Here is a 22,925-nt window from a genome sequence, read left to right as displayed (position 1 = left end):
TGTTCTTGCACTTTGTGTTGATTTAATGCTCTAATAATTCGTAATTGTGTTTCGTGTAATCGCTTAGCCAAGTATAATACTCTTCAATTTCCTTTATAGTTGGTTCATTGTTGTGCCATTTATCTACCTTCTCTAATGTATTCTGAAAAATTTTCCTTTCAGAAAGTTCCAATTGCTGAATAATTCCCGTGTTGTTGGAGTTGATTAATTCAGAAACATTCAAATATTTGTAGCCTGCCGATCGGCTAATTGGATAGCACTTGTGTTTCAGATGTAAGGCCAATTTATTCAGGGTGCAATTTTCGGATCCTTCTGCTGTTAAAACTTCAGGTAAATTAGGTCCGCCTTTTACCCAAACTGGCAGAGCAATTGAGGTATTCGGGAAGCCGATTTGTGTCCAAATGGTATTCATATCAGTAGCTTCGCCTTTTTTTATACCTTCAATTAATATCATGGAGGAAGAACCATGACGGGTAATCATATCATCGGAATTTATAAAGTTATCTCCGTAAGGAATGCTTTTAAATTCTTGTCGGAAGTCTTTTTGAAGTACAGCATGCTTTAGGCATCTCGAAAAATTCTGAATAATATTTTGAGCATTTAAATTTCCACAAGCATCGGCCTGATAGAAGATATCCTGAGCAGTTTGAAAGCGGATAAAACCATATCCAATGTCTTTTTTTCCGGTAAAGGAGAAATTGGTTCTCAATATATATCCGTTGGGAGCCTGACTTGGATCATTTGCATCAAATTTTGTGAATGTCTGATTGTTAACCTCATAAAAAGCGACATTTCCTTCGGCATCTAAAACACCAAAATGAGCGGCTAAACCCATTGGTTTTGGTCTGTCTTTCAGTAATTGTTCAAACTCCTCTAAATTAGCACATTGTTGAAGTGCAAGTTTCATAAAATGCCCTTCCTGATCCTTAAAAGAAGTGGTATCTGTCAGGTTTACGTTGAATGATGCGCTGTTCATAATAGCAAAACCTTCGGAATTGGAACCGCCCCAAACCTGCTCGCCCTTTTCATCATTGGAATTGATCATGCCGATATATGGGTATTTTCCATCGGTGAAATAGTTCAGTTTGTTCTCGAAATTTTCTGTATCGCGAAGTTTCCAAATCATTGGACGACCATCTTTGGTGTATTTGCCCGAAATAACTGCTGTTGTGCAAGCAATGCTTTGATAGCCGAATACGATTATAATGAGTAGTAAGCTGAGTAAATTTTTCATTGGTTAGTGTGTGATTTAGTAATTAGGAGGCTCTAAAATAATTAATAATTATGAGGAATGAACTAGCTTTATCACTGAAATTACCTCAAAGAAAGAAGCAATGAATAATAATTTTAAGCTAGTCAAGTTTTGACTGTAAATAAGCCTTACGTATCAGTCTATGAGTTAGTTATAAATATAAAAGAACTATTTTATAAGGTGAGTTTTGATGTTAATTTGCATTATTTCAACTTGAGAAGGAAGTAGTAAACGGATAGGGGGGAGATGTATGTGTACATTTTACATCTATTTAGTGGATTCGCTCCGTTAATTTTGAGTTTGTAATTTACAGACTGTAAATCATCCTAAATCTCATTTCTCTATTTCAATAACTTAAAAAATTTCTTCCTGTTAAATTAGAAGCGACGCTTGTTGTTTGTTCTCTTTTCATTGTTTTTTCGGGTTAATAACGAAAAAAAGGAGTTGATAATAATTACAAAAACAATAAAAAATATGAAGTTTAGGAGTACATCATAAATGAAGAGATTGAATTTAAGATAGCCTTCAACTACCTCCTTATGAAATAAGTAGCAAGCTGTTGCAACTAGGCAAATGGTGAGTAATTTTATAATGTTTGATTTCAAATCGGATCGTTTTTCTATAATTGCACTTATGATTGTTAATTCGGGTAGAACAAATGTAAAGATAATTATGAATAAATAGCAACTATTAATATGCTAATATGTTGTGTAAGTTGGACTTGTAATAATCGCAAAGAACTCTTTTCACTTGTTTTTATATTGTATCGCCACCTACGGGGCTTTTTTTTGTTGATTGTTTGTAAGCTACCATATTCTCGCTCCTCTGGAGCTGTTCAAAATCCCGTAGGGATGTTAATATGGTAGTAGTCAATTAATATCAAAATAAGAAGTGCTGTAAGCACGAAAGAAAATAATATAAAGGCAAATTTATCCGGTTCGTAGTGATTGTTTATGTAAAAGAAATGGCCATCCTCAAGAGAATGGCCATTCATATATCTGTTAAATGATTAATTAAGTTCAGAGTAATTTTTTACAGCCTGTAAATAAATCTACTATCTCCTCGATAAAATCTCATTTTTCTAATTGATCTATTTTAATTGTTTGAACAACTTTTTCATGCTTACATGATCTTCAACAATAGCAAACAGTTTAGAAATTTCAACACGCTCTTGCTCCATGCTGTCGCGATGACGAATGGTTACCATGTTGTCTTCTAACGATTGATGATCGACCGTTACACAGAAAGGAGTACCAATAGCGTCCTGACGACGGTAACGCTTACCAATCGAGTCTTTTTCGTCGTACTGGCAGTTGAAATCGAATTTAAGGTCGTCGAGAATTGCACGGGCTTTCTCTGGTAGACCATCTTTTTTCACCAATGGCATCACGCAAAGTTTAACCGGAGCTAGTGCAAGAGGTAAACGAAGAACAATACGTTCATCAACTTTACCATCTTCTTTTTCAATTTTTTCTTCCTGATATGCTTCCGACATAATTTGCAGGAACATACGATCTACTCCAATCGAAGTCTCAACTACATAAGGAACATAGCTTTTGTTTAATTCTGGATCGAAATACTGAATTTTTTTACCCGAAAATTCCTGGTGTTGACTTAAATCGAAATCGGTACGAGAGTGAATTCCCTCCACCTCTTTAAATCCGAATGGGAATTTAAATTCCACATCGGTAGCAGCATTGGCGTAGTGTGCTAATTTGTCGTGATCGTGAAAACGGTATTTCTCTTCGCCAAAACCAAGGGCCTTGTGCCAGCTCATACGCGTTGCTTTCCAAGCATCAAACCATTTCATTTCATCGCCCGGACGAACAAAGAACTGAAGCTCCATTTGTTCAAATTCACGCATGCGGAAAATAAACTGACGGGCTACAATCTCGTTACGGAAAGCTTTACCAATTTGAGCAATTCCAAAAGGAATCTTCATACGACCTGTTTTCTGAACATTTAGGTAGTTTACGAAAATACCCTGAGCCGTTTCGGGACGAAGGTAAATTTTACTACTTCCATCAGAAGTAGAGCCCATATCTGTAGAAAACATCAAGTTAAACTGACGAACATCTGTCCAGTTTTTAGAACCTGAAATCGGACAAACAATCTCATTGTCAACAATGATTTGTTTTAACTCGTCCAAGTCATTTTTATCCAAAGCCTCCACGAAACGAGCGTGAACAGCGTCCATTTTTTCTTTATTTGCAAGCACACGAGGATTGGTAGCACGAAACTGAGCTTCGTCGAAACTTTCGCCAAATTTCTTTTTTGCTTTCTCTACTTCCTTGTCCATTTTGCCTTCGTACTTGGCCAGCAAATCCTCAATTAAAACATCCGCGCGGTAACGTTTCTTCGAATCTTTATTGTCAATCAACGGATCGTTAAAAGCATCCACGTGGCCCGAAGCTTTCCAAATAGTAGGGTGCATAAAAATAGCCGAATCAATACCTACTACATTTTCGTGTAGTTTCACCATCGAATCCCACCAGTATTTTTTAATGTTGTTTTTCAATTCAACACCCAGTTGCGCATAGTCATATACGGCACTCAAGCCATCATAAATTTCCGATGATTGAAACACGAATCCGTATTCTTTACAATGAGCTACCAGTTTTTTGAAAACATCTTCCTGAGCCATAAATCTTATATTTTGAGGTTTGTTAAAAATTTTGGTTTTCGATATTCTAAGCAATTCCTGTTAAAATCAAGAATTCCAAACAATAAGCAAGTTGCAAAAGTACAAAAAAAGCCATTCGCTGGTTTTATATTCTGCTATTTAATAGCGATTTTGATATTTTTCATCGCAAGTAGTAAGGGCATACTAATCCAATTCTTCATAGTCAACATAGTCGCCCACATCCTTTTTGTTTGGATCGCCCTTTTTGCCCGATGTTTTATCAATAGTAATTTCACCTTCTTTTTTAGTTTGTTGGTTTTGCTGTTGTTTCGCCTGTTCCTGCATTTTACTGAAAGTTTTTTGCACCAAAAATGGGAATATTGCCTTCAATATCCACTTTAGGATGTAGTAAACACCAACTGCTATGATTATAAATCTTATTAATGCCATATTCTTTTGTTTTGAAAGGCAAATATAAGCATTTCATTTTTTTTTCTGCTGTTCTTCGCTAATTGCTTTTGCGCCTTTCCTGCAGACGGGCTTTTCGTTACAACTCCGTGCTCATTATGCGCTGTGGGGTTCCTCAGCTTACGATAACCATCGGATTCCTAACGCAAGTGCATTATTTTAGTTAAATGCAATGTAATTGGTTCGTAGTTGCATTAGCTTATTAATAAATAGTTTGCTTGCTAATATTGTTTTTCATAAATTTGAAACTATTAAATAATTATTTGTGAGAGTGAGTAGTAGGAGGAAAGGCTTTTATGTAATATTTTTCAACTAATGGATAAAAAACTTTATAATACCATACAAGAACTCGGCAGAAGCATACAATCTGCTCAGGAAAATGCAAAACGACAGTGCACTAGTCCACATGTAGATCCAAGAAGTGTATTTGAATCGGAACTCAATTATAAAATGCAGCAGTATGTGCACAATATGCATACCTACCTAAATATCGATCGGGTATTGGGTTTTCCCATTCAGCCCATCAATTACAGTAGCGATGTGCGGGTTTCCGATCGCGGGGTAAGTATTCGGGTGGCCATCCATCATTATCCTCCAGTAAAACCGATGATAATAGAAGCTCCTGAAATGATTCTGGAATTACGTGCTACTGTAGATTCGAATGGAAGAATGGAATACCAATTTTCCAATTATTTTGCCAACCCAACAGACCTAAAAGCATTAGCTCCACATTTGCCGGAAGGGAGCTGTCTAATTTTGTTAGAAGATGGGTCATTAAGTGTTGAGGAACTTGAAGAACCAGGTGTTGGACCTTCATTTTCTGAACCAAATTATTCCATGACGGGTGGTGATGCCTCTTCAAACGGGGATGGTTATGGTTGGGATGATGCAGCGAGCAATACTTTTAGTGTTATGGGTGCTGCAGGGAGTGGGTCTAAAGCTATCTTGGATAATAGGGGAGCATACATGCCGCGAGGGCAAATTTATAAAGTTAACAAACCTGTTACAGTTCGAACCCCTGTTGTAAATATTAATACAACATCTAAAGTGCTAAACACAACTCGTGTAGCTGGTAAGGTTTGTGTTGTTGCAGGGGTTGTTACTACAGGTATTTCGGTCTACAATGATATTGATAATGGTGATTATTATAGTGCTGGTACAAGGACAGCGGTATATGGTGTTGCTGCTGGGGTTGCCTTTATTCCTGTAGTGGGTTGGGGTCTCTCAATCGGAATTGGGGTTGCTGATGCCGTATGGGGAGATCAGTTCTATAATTGGGTTGAAACAAAAATGGGAGATTAAAAATGATAGTATATAATTATTTATTTTATAAAAGTTACATTCTAGCAAAGCGTTCAAGAAACTTTGATGATATGCCTGTATTAGGTGGGATTATCTTTGTAGTTGCCTGTGTAATGTTTAATATTTTTACGATTACTCAAATATTTGAAGGGCTTGGAGTAATGGATGTAGAATTTAAAGAAAGATACAAATTTCCTTTTGCCCTTGCATTAGTTGGTATAATGTTAGGCTATTATTTATTTAAAGGCAGATATAAAAGAATAATAGAGAAATATGAGCAGAGTAAAAGTGGGAAACCTCAGTTACATCCTATATTTGTTATAATAATCTATTATGGAATAAGTTTTGGCTTGTTATTACTGGCAGGTTTATATAAAAATAAAGACTGGATTTTTGCAAGATAAAATAAGACGAAAAGCCAGGCAAGTCCAAACTTTTCTAACCTTTGAAGCTCTTCTACTACCGTGAATAATACCCTGAACAACAATTCCAGAGATTTTGATTTTGTATATGATAAGCCAACTCATACACACCGCTTTGCGGTAAATCTTTGTTTTAGTTGGAATTTATTCACATTCCCGAAATGCCAAAGGGTTTTACTCAGTGCGGTCTATAGTCTCAAATATTTTATCACCGACATGGATAGCGATTAAAGACTGGTGCTTAATATAAGCAGTATAGATTTCCTACAAAAAACTAGACAAAAAGTTAAGCTACAATTTTATAAAATTTAATACCAAACTTTAATTGATTTAGGTATCCTAAATACGAGTGGCATCTTTTTCTATTATATCAACCTTCAATAAATCTAGCAATACAAACTTTTGCTTGAAGGAAAGAGTATAAATGTTTGTGCAAGGGATAATACTTATATGGCTCCTGCTATTAAACCTATAAAATAATATTTTGAAGATGAATATTTATAGATACCTATATTACAAATTATATTGCATTTGGTTGGAAAGATTACAAAGTGGTTCAGTAAAATAAAAAAATGAAACACTTATATTATTTAATCTGGTCAGATTCAATTCTTAGCTTTAAGAAGCATCATCCTAAAAGGGAAGACTGAAAAATGGCTATCTTTTTTTTAAAATACATGGATAAACGCATTAAATCTATGGATTCTGTTTATATGGTTAAAATACTTTGACTTACTAAATGTTTCCCTGATAAGAGTAGAGCTATTTCCAGGTGATATGCTGGATAAATTTGTATCCTTTTCACTCGTTTTTGCATTGCCTTTTGGTGTTTTGAATTATTCCTCTTGTAGGTTTATTAATTTTAATAGGTATTGCAGATAGTTATGGAGTTTTTGATGATGTTTACAATTATTTTGAATAATAATGGATTTTGTTTTTATTTTAGTGGGATTAAGTATTGCTTGGCTATTTATGTATAAAATTAAATGGTTATTTGGCTTTGGGGTTTCGTTTTGGGTTGTACTTATTTACACTATTTTGTTGTTTGGTCTTTCCTTTTTAATGATAGAAGTAAATTGCGGGAATCCTAAAATGCTTGTATTTTTACGAATGCCTATTATTTCTTTTATTATTTTTAAAGTTTTAAATGTGCTTTTTAAGAAAATTTATAAAAGAAACCCAGAAAATACAGCTTGGGTATTTGAAAAAAAATCTATCCAAGATGTTATATTTTCAATGTTATTTTGGTTGCTGGGTGTTGGCTTGCCATTTTTCTTAGTCATGTTATAAACTTTATAATACCATACAAGAACTCGGCAGAAGCATACAATAGTGCACTAGTTAGTATTTGAGTAGCCATCCATCATTATCCGCCGGTAAAACCAATGATTATTGAAGCTCCTGAAATGGTTTTGGAATTACGTGCTACTGTAGATTCGAATGGCAGAATGGAATATAAATTTTCCAATTATTTTGCCAGTCCAGAAGATTTGAAAGCATTGGGTAAGGCTACTAGAAAATTAGCTATTTGCCATCTTTTATCAAAAAATGGTTTCTGTTTTTAAAAAGTTTGTTCTGCGGTAAAAGTGGTTAATTCTGTGGCAATAAATGTTCTTTTGTGCAATAATCAGCACGTTCTGCGGTAAAATAGGTAATCCTGCGGTATTTTGAAGCTTCCTGCGCTATAATCACCTATCCTGCGCGCGGGTTTCTATAGCATTCTTCTATTATTTTAGAAAAAAAGACCGCCCTGTAAGGCAGTCTTAAATTTAAATTGATGCAAACACTCCTTAATAAGGATTGCTAAATATCGTTTTACTTGTATAATGGCTTTTTCTTATTCTTTATTTCATCCTCGAAAGAGCAGGAGTCTTTTCGCTTGGTTTTATCTTTACATCCAAACAGCAAGTTGATTCCGAAACGAATATTTGCCAGATGAGCAGTATTTGGTTTTATAGCAGCCATTACATTATCGCTAACCACATAAAATTGGGTTGGACCTAATTTGGTTGCCAATCCAAAACCGATATTGTTGTACGAATTATTTACTAGCGAGTAACTTAAGCTAGTGCTAAGGTTTCGGAAAAAACGTGCGTTGGCCGAAAAAGTTAATGAGGATTGAATTTTACCATTAAAAATTTCGGTTCGGCTTAATGCACCAACATTTACTCTTTTATTAAGATCATGTGTTCCTCCAATATAGATTTTGGTTGGCAAGGCAACAGAGTAGGAATTAATGTTATTGCTTACGCGAAATTCATCAGCTATAGAATCGGTTAAATCTTCAAATACATCTTCAATTTCGCGATAGTTGGGATCTTTTGAGTTTCCCGATTGCGACCAGTCTGCTCCTGTCCAGGTAAAACTTCCATTCTGAGAAAATTCATGTCCGTCTGTTTTCCATTTAATGGTTCCAATATCCAATATACTGGCGTATAGTCGAGTTTTTTCATCCATTTGGTAAGTCATACCCAAATCGATAGCAAAACCTTTATTATCGGTATTTGCGAAGAAATCAGCATCGTAATCATCGCCATCAATATCAATATCGTCAACATAACCATCCGAATCGATACCAATTTGGTTAATAGGCATGGAAACGCGAAGACGATGTTCGGAATTTAATCTTATTTCATCCCCAGTTGCCGAAGTAAAAACAGACATTTTAGAATCTTGCATGTGTAGGTTGGCAATACCAAATAGCATTTTACCTTTCACACCAACTGTCCATTTGTCGTTTATTTTTTTGGATACACCCAATGCAATTTCATGGTAGTAACTAGCATCCATTCCTAAGCCACCCCAATTCGATGTTCTCCCTCGGTAATCGTAATTTCCATTTTTAAGGAAAGTAAGCATCTCCTGATCGAAACTAAAACGGGTATCTTGCTTTTCAATTACATCCAAAGTAAAAAAGTATTCTTTTGCACGTATTCCTAAGGCAAAAAGAGTGAGTTCAAACTGTTGCGATACAAAATTGGTAGTTTGCAAGGCATCGTGAAAGCTATTTACATCTACTACTAAAGAATCTTTTTGGATTCCTGTGCCATCTTTAATAATATCGTTATAACCAAAGCTACTGTTGCTGTAATTTAAATAGATTGAGCTAAGTGCCGGAAAGCCAACAAAAACTTTGCATTCGGGCTGAATGGCAGGATTAAGTTGGTTCGATTGAGGCACATTTTGCATTAAATACAAAGTATTGTTCATTTTTTGTGCCGCAACAGAAAGAGATAGGAATAGAATAAGTATTCCGGTCAGAGATATATTGGTAACTAATTTTGTCATATTTAGATAGTTCTAACGTGTATTAAAAGTGTTTAAATACCTAAAGTTTACTATTTATAGTTTTAGGTACCTGCAACTTTTCGTACTCTAAGTATTTTAATTATTTAGATCGATTTGAGCTTGAACAGAAATAGTAAATTTAAGTTCGTAAGCTCCTTTTAGTTTAACAGGAACATCGTTGTTTTGAGTGCTCACGCTAGCGTTAATGATAAGGTTTCTAGTTAAATTTAAGTTTTTAATTTGACTTTGGCTTAATTGAATTTGATGTTCAACCTCTTTTATCGAGGCAGGATCTACTTCGCCAATATTAGTTCCCGATGTAAATACAGAGGCTGCATCAATCACATCATTGTCCGAAATCTCATCAATTACATTGTAGGCTTCATCGGTAAAGAAAATTTTATCGATGTTTACCTCAAGCGGATATCCGTTTTCAGTAACAATAACTACTGCGGCATTCATAATTTTATCGGTATCGCTAATATCAATGTCGTTTATTGTATCTCTAAGCACAAGGTTGGAGGCAGTAAAATCTAACGGAACATCAATTTCAATATCTACATTAATAGCCGAATTGCTACTAATAATATTTGGGTTTGTTGGTGTGGCAGGCGTTGCTCCGTCGGGATTTAAAGCAATATTTCCGAAATATTCTAACCTGTCTGATGGAGGCAAGGCCATTACTGCTGCAATTTGAGAATTATTTGTATCGTAGGTGATAACTTCTGTTATAGGATCTATTGTAAAAGGATTTGCAAGCGAAACCTCTTTAGGATAATTTGGTTGTAGTGCATCTGGATTTAAAGATGCCATATTTCCATCGGATGCATAACCAGTAATGTTGGCATTAATTTGAAAGGGAACACCAACCGAGTTTTCCATGCTAAGATTTATGCGAGGGTCAACAAATTGATAATCTCCCTCAATATCATCCCAAAAGTCAACATTCATATCAAAACTTCCGGCATCAAGTGTTATTACTTGCTTTCCAAAATCGCCTTTTGCCAGTTGAAAAACGATGTTTTGAACGGTTAGGTTAATCTCCAGATCGCCACTACCGCTAATGATGTGTGATGCATTGTCTTTAATATCAACATCAAAAGTGATATCAATATCGTTGTTGGTAGTATGTGGTGTATTAAAAAGTAAATTTAGGTTCGTTAAATCTAAGTTTTCAACCTGATTGTTCACATTTGGTGCTAAAGTATAAGTCTGATTAATTGAACTTCCAGCTTGTGTTCCATTAGGAATCGAGATATGGATATCTACTTCGGTATTTAATGGATTGGATAATTGGAATTGAATGTTTGCACCTAAATCTAATTCGTAAAGCATTACATCTGTGTTTCCTGTTACGATCTGAATTTGATCGGTTTGCGAACCAAATGCAGGCAGTGCTGTGTAGGGAATACCAATCGTGTAATCGGGTAAGTCGTACGATAAATCAATTGAACTCTGATTGGGGAAATTAAGTACTTCATCTACACTATAAGAAAAAATATCTGCTTCGGTATATTTAATGTGCAACATGCCTTCTTCGTCCATAATAATTACTTGATCGGCAGGGTTTTCTTCGTGCTGATTTAGTAAATACCATAGCGAGTAGGTTCCGTAACCAGCTGGAACAATCATGTTTGGGGTCCAGTTTACCTTTTCCGAAAGCTTATCGAAGTCGTAATCATCGCCATCAAAACACGATTGTGTTGTTAAGGCTAAAATACCGGAAAGTATAAATGGAATAAGAGATCTTAATTTTAGTATCATAGTAGTTATTAGTTTAATAGATGTATTTACAAATAGTACCGAAAAAGTAGGGGTACACCCTAATTGAATACTAATAAGTATTTGTGTTTTATCTGTAAATAGAGAATAGCAATAGTCGGTTCAGACTATTTTTTTGCTTGCATGAATAGTTCCTTTTTGTTGGCAAAAATTATTGTACGGAATAATTAAGAAGGAAGTTGCGGTTATCGCCCACATAAAGATGAAAGGATTTGTCGCCATTCTTTGAAAACCCGATAGAGAATTCGGTATTTCCTTTTAGCGGGAAACCTTCATGAATAGTTCCTTCTTTATCAATTAGCAAGATTTTGTTTTCATCTTCCAAACAAATTCCAATTTCGATATTTCTTCGCGAAAAGCTGTAAACATTTGGACGGAAGCTAATTCCCGAATCGAATTTTTTATCGAGAATTAGTGTTCCCGAGGCATCGAATATTTTTAGGAAGTTATAATCTGCAAATAAGTATTCATTTTTGTCATCGGAATCAACATCTGCAGCCACAAAAAAGTGAGAATCAGATAGCTGAGTAAATGTTTTTTTCTCAACACTTCCATCAAAATAGCAGTAGTAAATGGTTCCGTTCACATCTGTACTTACTAGTCTGTCGGCAGTATTTCCCGTTGCATTTTCTAAATAAAAAGGATTTTTTACCGATTTAGAAAACTGGTCTTTCAGTTTAATTCTTTCCTCGCCACGGCGATTTAGAATGTAGGCGCGATACCTATCGGCATAAACAATATAGTCTTTGTTTTTTACCCTAAAGTGTTGCAGCTCGCAAGTAATTTCATTTTCTGCTTTATTAGGATTCCAACCAGTTAGAGTTCTGCCATCTTTGGTGTAAGCGTAAATAATTTTATCCTGACAGGGAATAAAAAATCGATAGTTTTTATTGTTGTCGTAATCGAAGATAGAAACGCCTTGAACCGCCTCTGACTTTAATTTTATGGGATAATTTCCAACATTTTCTCCATTTCGGTCAATTAAATGAAGCATATTTTTTGTGGTAAAAAGGTATTGGAGCTTTCCATTTTTAAAAAGATCAATTTGATGAACTTTCCCAATAATTTGAGATTCTAAGGTTTTTTTCCATAAAATTCGTCCCGATGGATTTAAAAGATGAAGCTGATTATTAATATCCTGAACTAAAATTTCATTCTCTTTGGTGTAATGATTCTCAACCAAATATGGTTTGTGCCCAAAGCAGGTATCCAATCTCGATTCCCATTCGGTTTGTGGTGCCAACTCCAAAATTGGATCGTATTCGATAAATAAGTTGTTGTAAATCAGGTTTCGGTTCGAACTTAACTGCAAACCAATTGCCTGAAATTTATTAACGCTTTGTTTATGATCTTGAATTTCTTTCTGCAGCTCGGCATCTAAGAATGTGGATATAAAGCCATTAGCCCTTGGAGTAGATGCATATAAATAAAAGTTCGCCTTATTGGACAGAAACTCTTTGTTTTCCATATAAGTCTGGTTGGTATTTAGGGTTTTTCCTAAAACCGATTCTTGAATAAATTCGGAAAGAGAGCTAATGTCTGGTCCCATAATCAGGTAGTTATCGATAAAAGTGAAGTAAGCCGATGAGGCTCCGGCAAAGAAAGTTCCAAAAAGCTTTTCGGGAAGTTGCTCCTCGGGCAATTTGTAAATATCGAAACTAGTTTCTTTGTCGAGACGATAAGTGCGCATGTAATAGGAGAGGGAGCGTTGTTCTTTTTTCGCATTTCCTTGAATCATTTCCAGCATTTTTTCCTTTGCAATACTGGCACTTTTTGTTCGAATAATAGTAAAGCGCTTGTTCGTTAGTCCTTCGGTAAAGGCTAAGCCAACTTCTTTATAGATAATAGAGTAGATCGCCTCTTCGTAATCTACACCCGTTTTATTTTTTACTTCGTTAATGTTTTTCTGATATTCTGATAGTTGTCCTAGTTGATCGAGATACCTACGATATTTGCCTTGATGCAAAGAAGCATCGTCGATGCCAAGTATTGCTAAAATGCTGGTACTTGAAGGAATGATAGCTTCCATTTCCATTTTAACAGGTTCTTGTTGCAAAAACAGATTCATAAGATTTGCTTGCTGCGGATCGCTGTAGGTAAATCCATTAAGCAGAATAATTTTATTTCTGAAACTAAGATCAAGCTCGGTCCAGTTTGCAAAATTGGTATAGTTTCGAATAAACTTACTGTAATCTTTGTCAAGCGATAAGGAAACCTGTTTAGGAAATGTTTTAAGATTCAGGAAGATATTGGCATCAACATTTTTTCCAATGGTACGACGAATTTGCTCAAAACCCTTCGAATTACAAATAGAATTTTCGGTACTAAGTTGCAATACCGAATTTTCGACTAGTAGCATCGATCTGCTGGCAATAAATAATCCTTTCGAAAAAGTGAAATGAAGTCCTTTCTCCTTTGGGTTTGCCGGTGGAATACTATACAAAGTAATGTCGTGGTATTTTCGTTCCGAAACCGATCGGTCCAAACTTACCCAATTAATAATGGCATTTTTAATTTTCTTTTCTTCCAGGTAATCAGTAATAGGAAGAAGGTATAAATATTCAATTTCATTTTTTCCCTGCAAATGGCTCGCCATGGTAAAAGATCGATCCAAAGATAAAGTTCCTTGCGAATCAAAATGACTTATCAGACTGTCTACAAACTGAAGGTTTTTATTGATGTCTGCAATTTTATCGAATTTGCTTAATTCTTTCCACGCACCAGTGTTGTTTTCCAGTTTAGTGATTAGTTGTTCTAAACTCTCAAAGGAAACTATCATTTCCGAGTTAACAGGAATGGCCGAGAAAGGATCAATTCCTTTGTATTCACGCTGTTTTTGAAGGAATAAATAGCCTAAAACGATAATCGTGAGAAGCAAAAGAATCAGCAAAGAGGTTAAAATTTTTTTCAGCATGCTTACAGGCTTGGGTGGAATAGTGATACTGTTTTTATAAAAATATGCCGGTAGTCTGTCAATAAATCGTTGACAGTCGATATCGAGCTTGCGCCGATACTACTTGGTTTTAGTTACTACGCAGTATAATCGATCAAAAATAGCAATTAATCGAGGGTTTTAAAAATTATGTGTTGGATATTATTCAGCTTACTTCGAATAAAAAAAATGGGTAAAGTATTGTTGTTCTGTCGTTTTAAATTTTGATAAGCAGCCGATGTTAATTTGTTCCTGCATTTTTAACTGAAAACCGCTTGGCGATATGCCGATAGATATTGAAAAATCAAAATTAAGTGGTTGCCGATAGCGATTGGTTTTCTTATGAATAAGAATAAAAAATACCTCGACAAATGCCGAGGTATATTCTCCTACTTTTAAAATGTAAGTGCTTGGTGTGTTGTGTTTATAAATCGAATTTAATTCCCTGAGCCAGAGGTAAATGTTCACCATAATTAATGGTGTTGGTTTGCCTTCTCATGTAGGTTTTCCAGGAATCGGAACCGGATTCTCGCCCGCCACCAGTTTCTTTTTCGCCACCAAAAGCACCACCAATTTCGGCACCCGATGTTCCGATGTTTATATTGGCAATACCACAATCGCTGCCAACAGCAGAAATAAAAGTTTGAGCTTCGCGCATGTTCATGGTAAAAATCGATGAGGATAAACCCTGAGGTACATCATTGTGCAACTGAATAGCTTCATCTAAGGTCTTGTATTTCATGATATAAAGAACTGGCACAAATGATTCATCCTGAACAATTTGCCAATGATTCTCTACTTCGCAGAAGGTAGGAACCACAAAATTTCCATCCAGCACTTTATCGCCATAAACAATTTTGCCGCCTGCTTTTTTTACTTCGGCAATAGCATGTTTGTAAACCTCTACCGCGCCACTATCAATAACAGGGCCAACCAATGTTTTTTCGTTTAGCGGATTACCAATTTTCTTTTCCACTTGTTTGTAGGCATTTAGCAAACGGTTTTTAACATCTTCGTAAATACTTTCGTGGATAATTAAACGTCGGGTAGAGGTACATCTTTGTCCGGCGGTTCCAACCGATCCAAAAACAATACCCGGAATTGCCATGTCTAAATCGGCAGTTGGAGCCATAACTATGGCATTATTTCCGCCCAATTCGGCAATGGTTCTGCCCAAGCGAGCACCAACTTTTTCGGCAACTCGTTTTCCAATGGCTGTCGATCCGGTTACCGAAATTAACGGAACACGTTTGTCTTCTATAAAATTATCGCCCATTACCGACGATTTTGCAACTACTAGGTTGAAAACACCTTCGGGCACATCGTTCTCTTTTAATACTTTTTGTATGATATTGTGGCAAGCCAAAGCACACAAGGGTACTTTCGAGCTGGGTTTCCAAATAATTACATCGCCACAAACGGCTGCCAGCATTGCATTCCACGCCCAAACTGCAACGGGAAAGTTGAAAGCAGAAATTACTCCTACAATTCCCAGTGGATGGTATTGATCCATCATTTTATGATCCGGACGTTCCGAATGCATGGTAAATCCGTAAAGCATTCTCGATTGGCCAACTGCAAAATCGCAGATATCAATCATTTCCTGAACTTCGCCTAATCCTTCCTGATATATTTTGCCCATTTCGAGACTAACCAATTTTCCTAAATCATTCTTTGCGTCGCGAAGAGCGTTTCCAATCTGGCGAACAATTTCGCCTCGTTTCGGAGCAGGCATTTTTCGCCACACTTTAAATGCTTCCTGAGCCGTTGTTAGTACTTTTTCGTAATCGGCATTGTCGGCATTTTTAACTTTTGCAATAAGAGATCCATCAATTGGCGAAATCGATTCGGTGACTGCACCATTGCAATCGAACCAATTTGTACCGGTCGAAACTCCTTGATTAATTGAATTAATGCCAAGGCGTTTAAGTGTTTCCTGAACTCCAAATTCTTTCATGTTTTAGTATGATTTGTCCTTCGGCAGAAAAATAAATTTTCGGACCATAAGGGGTTAGCACTCTTCTTTTTAAATACGTAAATTACAAGATAGTGATTGTAAGGCAGTTTCCCTATGATTTATATCATATGAATTGCGGTTTGAACGCAAAATTAAACCCGAATCGTTATAGATTCGGGTTTGGACAATTCTAATTTCTATTTTTATTATAATTCCTAACTTGCTTTCGCAGATAGAAAATAGTTTTACATTACAAAGTGTCTGAATTGTTTCATGAACTGAACTCGTTCGAAAGCTGCTGGGTCGTTCGATTTCGATTGACTCATTTTTCCTTTAAAATCGCTAATTTTCTTAAAATTGTGTTCTTCCATCCAGGCATAAAGTTCTTTCGATAAAACATCGATGTATTCAGGACCGTTTTTATACAATACCGAAGCCAATTGAACTGCATCGGCACCAGCAAGTAAATGTTTTATAATACTTTCGGAGGTATGAATACCTGTTGTGCCGGCAATAGAACATTTTACTCGTTCCGACATAATTCCAGTCCATCGTAAAGAATTCTTGTAATCGTCGGAGCTCGATAAAATTTGTCCGCTGGTAATGCTTAAATTTTTAATATCGAAATCGGGACTGTAAAAGCGATTGAACATTACAATTCCATCTACATGCATATCATCCAAACGCTTAATTAAATTCGATAAGTTGGAATGGTAAGGGCTTATTTTTAAGGCAATTGGTAAAGCAACTTGTTCTTTTACTGTTTTTAAAACATCATAGTAAATTTGTTCGTTTTCATCTCCAGTTCTATTCATATCGGTAGGAAGAACAAATAGGTTTATTTCCAGCGCATCGGCTCCTGCTTTTTCTATTTCTTGAGCAAAATAAGTCCATTTTTGGGCACTTACACAGTTAATACTTGCAATAATTGGAATAGAAACTGCCGATTTTGCTTCCTTAATCAATCGAAGATATTTTCGAAGAGTATCTTCGTGTGGATCTTGATCCATATAATCGAAAGTTTCGGGATATACAAAAGGGCGACTAGTCATGGAGTGCATTTGCTCATCCATTTCCATAATTATTTCTTCCTCGAAAAGAGATTTTAGCACGATTGCCCCTGCGCCATGTACTTCTAATTCAATTAATTTTTCGATAGAATCGGATAGTCCCGAACTGGCGACTATGATAGGACTGGTTAAATCTAATCCAAGGTAATTGGTAGCTAAGTTTGGCATGTTAGAAAAGTTTAGTTTATGTTTTGTGTGAAATGATTTTTATCAAATGTAGTTTTGCAAGTAGAATATTTCAAATCAATAATCTTTATGCTAATATAGAAATTCCTGATGTGAATTGCTAAGTTGATTTTGCCTGCGAAGCGGGAATGTTACCTATTTTTTCGTTTGTAGTGCAAGTTTTAGTTCTTCAATGCCATTAATAACGCAATTAAAATAATGAATTTCATAATGGATAATTAAATGAAGCTCAGTACATCTGCGGTAGGCTTGCTTTACAGAGATTTTAGGGGAGAAGTTTTTTTCGAAAAAAAATAGTGTTTTTGTTTTGTGAGATTGAAACAAAGGTCTATATTTGCATCGCATTCAAAAGCAATGCCCAGGTGGCGGAATTGGTAGACGCGCTGGTCTCAAACACCAGTGGGGCAACCCGTGCCGGTTCGATCCCGGCCCTGGGTACAAAAAGATCCTTTCGATATTTTCGGAAGGATTTTTTTTTTGTGGTAAATTCAGGATCAGTTTCAAAAATTGGGATCAATTCGAATATCAGGTGGGAATGAATTTATTGGAAATAGTACGGCATATGTATTTCAATTCCAGTATGGTGCGATTGAGAGCCGTCAGGTTTTTTAAGCCAAACCTCACTGTCGATGATTTCAATTCCAGTATGGTGCGATTGAGAGGAAATGTTTGAGGGTGTTGCGGTTAACCCTGCTTTATTTCAATTCCAGTATGGTGCGATTGAGAGTAGTTTATAACCAGTTCGGGAAGCGTGCCTACACAATTTCAATTCCAGTATGGTGCGATTGAGAGAGCCTCTTATTATCCATTAAAAACGGCTCTATGATGAATTTCAATTCCAGTATGGTGCGATTGAGAGCAAATTTCATAGCCTTTCGTTTTTTTAATTCGTTAATTTCAATTCCAGTATGGTGCGATTGAGAGTGGATAACATGATCGTAAGAGAATGGTTCGAGGTAATTTCAATTCCAGTATGGTGCGATTGAGAGCAAACAAAATCGATGTAATTGACGGTGTGATTCTCATATTTCAATTCCAGTATGGTGCGATTGAGAGCCTTTTAATTTTTCTTTTAACTTGTCGATTGCTTATTTCAATTCCAGTATGGTGCGATTGAGAGGGTTTAAAATATGGACTTTTGATAACGGGCTAAAAGATTTCAATTCCAGTATGGTGCGATTGAGAGTAATTAAATTTTCTCTTCTTAGTTTTGCGCTTTCGCTATTTCAATTCCAGTATGGTGCGATTGAGAGGTGATATATTCGGAGTCCATAACGTCTTTACAGCAAATTTCAATTCCAGTATGGTGCGATTGAGAGGGAGATATGTGTATTAAAATTAGTGTTGAAAGTAAATTTCAATTCCAGTATGGTGCGATTGAGAGTTCACCTATATCAATTGATAAGTCTATATTTTCGTGATTTCAATTCCAGTATGGTGCGATTGAGAGGCAAGTCGTAGTTTAGGTAATCCATTGGACACAACTTATTTCAATTCCAGTATGGTGCGATTGAGAGTCTTTTCTTGCTTCGTACAGTACAAAATCAGCATGAAATTTCAATTCCAGTATGGTGCGATTGAGAGAAGAGCCTCTGGAATAGGAAGCTACCATGTTAAGTGATTTCAATTCCAGTATGGTGCGATTGAGAGAGTTAGACAAAAAAGACAAGCAAGACTACGAAGCTATTTCAATTCCAGTATGGTGCGATTGAGAGAGCGTGTGCGAATCACAATACCTTGTGGAAAATGCGATTTCAATTCCAGTATGGTGCGATTGAGAGAGAGGTCAAAGAGGATGATAAAGGCACGCTACTAGATTTCAATTCCAGTATGGTGCGATTGAGAGTCCAATCATCACCATAAAGCAGCCCCTCTTTTGATGTATTTCAATTCCAGTATGGTGCGATTGAGAGCCGACCGATTTAACGGTAAATTTGGTTGCTTTCTTAATTTCAATTCCAGTATGGTGCGATTGAGAGAAGTATTGGAATTTGTCGTCTTTTAGAAAGTGACGTATTTCAATTCCAGTATGGTGCGATTGAGAGCTTCGCACATTATTGGTACAAGACGACCCATTTTACATTTCAATTCCAGTATGGTGCGATTGAGAGCCGTAGCATCTGAGGTTACAAATTGAGAGTTTAAGTTATTTCAATTCCAGTATGGTGCGATTGAGAGAAAACGAATGGTCATTATTGGGCGCAGGAATTTCGTATTTCAATTCCAGTATGGTGCGATTGAGAGAGCGATGTTCATGTCATTTAGGAATTAATAATGTAATTTCAATTCCAGTATGGTGCGATTGAGAGTTTGCAATAAGTTCGACAACGCTTCGGGTGTTTGCTTATTTCAATTCCAGTATGGTGCGATTGAGAGTGATAAATTGCTTCTTTTTGTGTGTACTTCTTTTTTATTTCAATTCCAGTATGGTGCGATTGAGAGTTGGTAATATCCTTCGCCATGAGCTTGATATTCAGCATTTCAATTCCAGTATGGTGCGATTGAGAGATCTAGCTCTTCAAATACTAGTTCGTTTGCTTTTTCATTTCAATTCCAGTATGGTGCGATTGAGAGGATCGGCTAAGGTTGGAACTGCAATTGCTGATATTTTATTTCAATTCCAGTATGGTGCGATTGAGAGAATGAATAAAGGTTTAGCAACTGCAGCAAATAGCAAATTTCAATTCCAGTATGGTGCGATTGAGAGTTGCTGTTAAAAATATGTTGATGAGAATGAACATTGAATTTCAATTCCAGTATGGTGCGATTGAGAGCAGGAGTTTACCAGTATAGCAGGTGTTCCCAATAAAATTTCAATTCCAGTATGGTGCGATTGAGAGATTAAGACTTAGATGTGGACAATTCAAGATAACTCCAATTTCAATTCCAGTATGGTGCGATTGAGAGCCTTAGTATCATCTTTACGAGTGTACATTTCGGTTATTTCAATTCCAGTATGGTGCGATTGAGAGAAAGGAAGCCTGAAAGCTACACTATTTATTCCATTATTTCAATTCCAGTATGGTGCGATTGAGAGAACGGTAGCTCGACTTGACCACCGCGCTGAGTCCAATTTCAATTCCAGTATGGTGCGATTGAGAGCGGTAAACACCACGAGCTTCACCACTACTGTTGTGTTATTTCAATTCCAGTATGGTGCGATTGAGAGAGCATGTAACCAATAGCGGTAAGCTTATTTACAATGATTTCAATTCCAGTATGGTGCGATTGAGAGAGAGTATAGACCATTTTTTCAGGTTTGTTTAAACTGATTTCAATTCCAGTATGGTGCGATTGAGAGACTACTCGTTATTTTGGCGATTGCCCTTGGCATCAATTTCAATTCCAGTATGGTGCGATTGAGAGGTACCTGCTTTAACATTAATCAACCTTAAATTTCCATATTTCAATTCCAGTATGGTGCGATTGAGAGAATGCCTCTTTTTGATCGCCTGTCATGCCTGCCTTAATTTCAATTCCAGTATGGTGCGATTGAGAGTTAAATAGAAAAAGGAGCTTAAACGCTCCTTTTTTTATTTCAATTCCAGTATGGTGCGATTGAGAGGATTAAAAAAACTAAAAGGCAAATTCTCACTTTCTGAATTTCAATTCCAGTATGGTGCGATTGAGAGCTTATAATAAAAAAGATGTTCAAATGCTTGGTGATTTTATTTCAATTCCAGTATGGTGCGATTGAGAGTATACATAGGTAATTTGCCGTGCATATTTGTTACATATTTCAATTCCAGTATGGTGCGATTGAGAGAAGCGTAAAAAAGTTGGTGCAAATTTCGTTGTAAATTTCAATTCCAGTATGGTGCGATTGAGAGTAGGAATATAGTTAATGCAGGTAGTGGTACGTTTAGATTTCAATTCCAGTATGGTGCGATTGAGAGCTTATTAACAGGTTTGCGAAGTACAAGCCTGTTAGATTTCAATTCCAGTATGGTGCGATTGAGAGGATTGAGATGGTTGGGCGTGATGGGTCGTTAAAGAATTTCAATTCCAGTATGGTGCGATTGAGAGAATAAAGATCTAATAAATCAGCTTTGTTTTTACCTGATTTCAATTCCAGTATGGTGCGATTGAGAGTTACCTTTGTTCTATCGATTACGACCTGTCAAGCGAATTTCAATTCCAGTATGGTGCGATTGAGAGTTAAATTCTCGGTATTATTATGATCTTCAATGTTGTTATTTCAATTCCAGTATGGTGCGATTGAGAGTAGAAAGGCTATGAAGAACGTATTCGACAATATGAGATTTCAATTCCAGTATGGTGCGATTGAGAGAGTGTAAAAAAAGAGTTAGCATCCACACCAAGTCTTTATTTCAATTCCAGTATGGTGCGATTGAGAGCAAATCATCAACCCCTTTATCGCTATGCTCTTTACTATTTCAATTCCAGTATGGTGCGATTGAGAGTTTTTACCCCCTTTAGGGTCTACTTCTTCTTCTATATTTCAATTCCAGTATGGTGCGATTGAGAGAGCTGTTGCCTTATCGAATTTTGGAGCTACGTATTTAATTTCAATTCCAGTATGGTGCGATTGAGAGTGTTAGTAATAGTCTTGTATAAGCGTTCATTCCTAAATTTCAATTCCAGTATGGTGCGATTGAGAGAAAATTAAGTCTAGCATGGAGTGATGCCCTTGGTTCATTTCAATTCCAGTATGGTGCGATTGAGAGCACCGCATAAAAGTTTCTTGCAAAACTCGATGAGCAAATTTCAATTCCAGTATGGTGCGATTGAGAGCGTATTCATCTAGCCAAGTACTTACCTTGATTATTTATTTCAATTCCAGTATGGTGCGATTGAGAGTATTTTTATGCGGTGTTACAAACTGTATGCGAGCGTATTTCAATTCCAGTATGGTGCGATTGAGAGTTTCAATTTCCATTCTTTCAAGCAGTTCCTTATCCCCATTTCAATTCCAGTATGGTGCGATTGAGAGAATGCGATGCGATTTATAATCCCCTGTTATAATTTATTTCAATTCCAGTATGGTGCGATTGAGAGACGTATTCATCTAGCCAAGTACTTACCTTGATTATTTATTTCAATTCCAGTATGGTGCGATTGAGAGTCTTGTGTTGGCGAAACTCCTGCGTTAATTTATACATTTCAATTCCAGTATGGTGCGATTGAGAGCTACATCGAAAGACCATTGGCTTACTTTGTTTATTATTTCAATTCCAGTATGGTGCGATTGAGAGAGGGCTGTTGGATGCTGTTCAATTAAAAATTTCCAATTTCAATTCCAGTATGGTGCGATTGAGAGGTTGTAGATTCATCTCAAAGCCCAAACGGCTTGTTTTCATTTCAATTCCAGTATGGTGCGATTGAGAGTACGAAAAGATATTTTTGATCAGCCTTATCAAGTAATATTTCAATTCCAGTATGGTGCGATTGAGAGAAAAAGATTGAAGATCGAATGCTTAAAAATGCTGCAATTTCAATTCCAGTATGGTGCGATTGAGAGCCAGGCTTAGCCGGATTAGTTTCTCGGTTAAATAAATTTCAATTCCAGTATGGTGCGATTGAGAGTGTTTATCTTGTGACATATCTGATAAATCATAATCAATTTCAATTCCAGTATGGTGCGATTGAGAGTCGATCGACGACTCGAAAAAAAACACCTGA

General features: G+C 36.3%; 12 protein-coding genes, 1 tRNA gene and 1 CRISPR repeat array. Of the genes, 5 read left to right on the top strand and 8 right to left on the bottom strand.

What is annotated here, in order from left to right; translation table 11 throughout:
- Positions 1 to 22: 22 nt before the first annotated feature.
- The 3 genes from BZG02_RS08355 to BZG02_RS08345 form a co-directional block, all read right to left on the bottom strand.
- Positions 23 to 1,234: a carcinine hydrolase/isopenicillin-N N-acyltransferase family protein gene (locus tag BZG02_RS08355; protein WP_101260975.1), complete on the bottom strand. Its 1,212-nt coding sequence runs from the start codon at positions 1,232 to 1,234 to the stop codon at positions 23 to 25.
- A 1,108-nt stretch (positions 1,235 to 2,342) separates the two neighbouring features.
- On the bottom strand, positions 2,343 to 3,896 hold the full coding sequence (locus tag BZG02_RS08350; protein ID WP_101260974.1) for a glycine--tRNA ligase: 1,554 nt from the start codon (positions 3,894 to 3,896) through the stop codon (positions 2,343 to 2,345).
- 183 nt (positions 3,897 to 4,079) lie between these two features.
- Positions 4,080 to 4,325, bottom strand: a complete 246-nt coding sequence (locus tag BZG02_RS08345; RefSeq protein WP_101260973.1) for a DUF4834 family protein — start codon at positions 4,323 to 4,325, stop codon at positions 4,080 to 4,082.
- Positions 4,326 to 4,658: 333 nt separating this feature from the next.
- On the opposite strand from BZG02_RS08345, the gene BZG02_RS08340 reads away from it, so the two are divergent.
- The 4 genes from BZG02_RS08340 to BZG02_RS08325 all read left to right on the top strand — a co-directional run bounded on the left by BZG02_RS08340 (position 4,659) and on the right by BZG02_RS08325 (position 7,632).
- Positions 4,659 to 5,645: a hypothetical protein gene (locus BZG02_RS08340; RefSeq protein ID WP_101260972.1), complete on the top strand. Its 987-nt coding sequence runs from the start codon at positions 4,659 to 4,661 to the stop codon at positions 5,643 to 5,645.
- Between the two features lie 2 nt (positions 5,646 to 5,647).
- Complete coding sequence (gene bfi1, locus BZG02_RS08335) at positions 5,648 to 6,049, top strand: Bfi1 family immunity protein (RefSeq protein WP_101260971.1); 402 nt, start codon at positions 5,648 to 5,650, stop codon at positions 6,047 to 6,049.
- Between the two features lie 942 nt (positions 6,050 to 6,991).
- A complete protein-coding gene (locus BZG02_RS08330; protein ID WP_101260970.1) occupies positions 6,992 to 7,357 on the top strand; it encodes a hypothetical protein in 366 nt (121 codons plus the stop codon).
- Positions 7,358 to 7,452: 95 nt separating this feature from the next.
- Entirely contained in the window at positions 7,453 to 7,632 is a 180-nt protein-coding gene (locus BZG02_RS08325; RefSeq protein WP_101260969.1) for a hypothetical protein, read from the top strand.
- A gap of 250 nt (positions 7,633 to 7,882) precedes the next feature.
- On the opposite strand, the gene BZG02_RS08320 is transcribed toward BZG02_RS08325, so the two are convergent.
- The 5 genes from BZG02_RS08320 to BZG02_RS08300 all read right to left on the bottom strand — a co-directional run bounded on the left by BZG02_RS08320 (position 7,883) and on the right by BZG02_RS08300 (position 17,264).
- The gene (locus BZG02_RS08320; protein WP_101260968.1) at positions 7,883 to 9,355 is read right to left on the bottom strand and encodes a DUF5723 family protein; all 1,473 of its coding nucleotides are present in this window, start codon (positions 9,353 to 9,355) and stop codon (positions 7,883 to 7,885) included.
- Positions 9,356 to 9,451: 96 nt separating this feature from the next.
- Positions 9,452 to 11,119, bottom strand: a complete 1,668-nt coding sequence (locus tag BZG02_RS08315) for a hypothetical protein (protein ID WP_101260967.1) — start codon at positions 11,117 to 11,119, stop codon at positions 9,452 to 9,454.
- 169 nt (positions 11,120 to 11,288) lie between these two features.
- Positions 11,289 to 14,051, bottom strand: a complete 2,763-nt coding sequence (locus BZG02_RS08310) for a hypothetical protein (RefSeq protein ID WP_101260966.1) — start codon at positions 14,049 to 14,051, stop codon at positions 11,289 to 11,291.
- A gap of 442 nt (positions 14,052 to 14,493) precedes the next feature.
- Positions 14,494 to 16,026: an L-piperidine-6-carboxylate dehydrogenase gene (gene amaB, locus BZG02_RS08305; protein ID WP_101260965.1), complete on the bottom strand. Its 1,533-nt coding sequence runs from the start codon at positions 16,024 to 16,026 to the stop codon at positions 14,494 to 14,496.
- 245 nt (positions 16,027 to 16,271) lie between these two features.
- On the bottom strand, positions 16,272 to 17,264 hold the full coding sequence (locus BZG02_RS08300) for a dihydroorotate dehydrogenase-like protein (RefSeq protein WP_101260964.1): 993 nt from the start codon (positions 17,262 to 17,264) through the stop codon (positions 16,272 to 16,274).
- Between the two features lie 374 nt (positions 17,265 to 17,638).
- Here BZG02_RS08300 and BZG02_RS08295 point away from each other — a divergent pair.
- Positions 17,639 to 17,720, top strand: a tRNA-Leu gene (locus BZG02_RS08295).
- Between the two features lie 128 nt (positions 17,721 to 17,848).
- Positions 17,849 to 22,895: direct repeats of the CRISPR family, unit length 30 nt; unit sequence ATTTCAATTCCAGTATGGTGCGATTGAGAG.
- Between the last annotated feature and the right edge of the window lie 30 nt (positions 22,896 to 22,925).

It is taken from the genome of Labilibaculum filiforme, assembly GCF_002843315.1.
Lineage (GTDB): Bacteria > Bacteroidota > Bacteroidia > Bacteroidales > Marinifilaceae > Labilibaculum > Labilibaculum filiforme.
This window is presented reverse-complemented; position numbering and strand designations above follow the sequence as displayed.

What these genes read in the sequence shown, in the direction of transcription:
- bfi1 (WP_101260971.1), top strand. Translation starts at nt 5,648, where the DNA reads ATGATAGTATATAATTATTTATTTTATAAAAGTTACATTCTAGCAAAG.
- BZG02_RS08350 (WP_101260974.1), bottom strand. Translation starts at nt 3,896, where the DNA reads ATGGCTCAGGAAGATGTTTTCAAAAAACTGGTAGCTCATTGTAAAGAA.
- BZG02_RS08320 (WP_101260968.1), bottom strand. Translation starts at nt 9,355, where the DNA reads ATGACAAAATTAGTTACCAATATATCTCTGACCGGAATACTTATTCTA.
- BZG02_RS08315 (WP_101260967.1), bottom strand. Translation starts at nt 11,119, where the DNA reads ATGATACTAAAATTAAGATCTCTTATTCCATTTATACTTTCCGGTATT.
- BZG02_RS08355 (WP_101260975.1), bottom strand. Translation starts at nt 1,234, where the DNA reads ATGAAAAATTTACTCAGCTTACTACTCATTATAATCGTATTCGGCTAT.
- BZG02_RS08325 (WP_101260969.1), top strand. Translation starts at nt 7,453, where the DNA reads ATGATTATTGAAGCTCCTGAAATGGTTTTGGAATTACGTGCTACTGTA.
- amaB (WP_101260965.1), bottom strand. Translation starts at nt 16,026, where the DNA reads ATGAAAGAATTTGGAGTTCAGGAAACACTTAAACGCCTTGGCATTAAT.
- BZG02_RS08345 (WP_101260973.1), bottom strand. Translation starts at nt 4,325, where the DNA reads ATGGCATTAATAAGATTTATAATCATAGCAGTTGGTGTTTACTACATC.
- BZG02_RS08310 (WP_101260966.1), bottom strand. Translation starts at nt 14,051, where the DNA reads ATGCTGAAAAAAATTTTAACCTCTTTGCTGATTCTTTTGCTTCTCACG.
- BZG02_RS08300 (WP_101260964.1), bottom strand. Translation starts at nt 17,264, where the DNA reads ATGCCAAACTTAGCTACCAATTACCTTGGATTAGATTTAACCAGTCCT.
- BZG02_RS08340 (WP_101260972.1), top strand. Translation starts at nt 4,659, where the DNA reads ATGGATAAAAAACTTTATAATACCATACAAGAACTCGGCAGAAGCATA.
- BZG02_RS08330 (WP_101260970.1), top strand. Translation starts at nt 6,992, where the DNA reads ATGGATTTTGTTTTTATTTTAGTGGGATTAAGTATTGCTTGGCTATTT.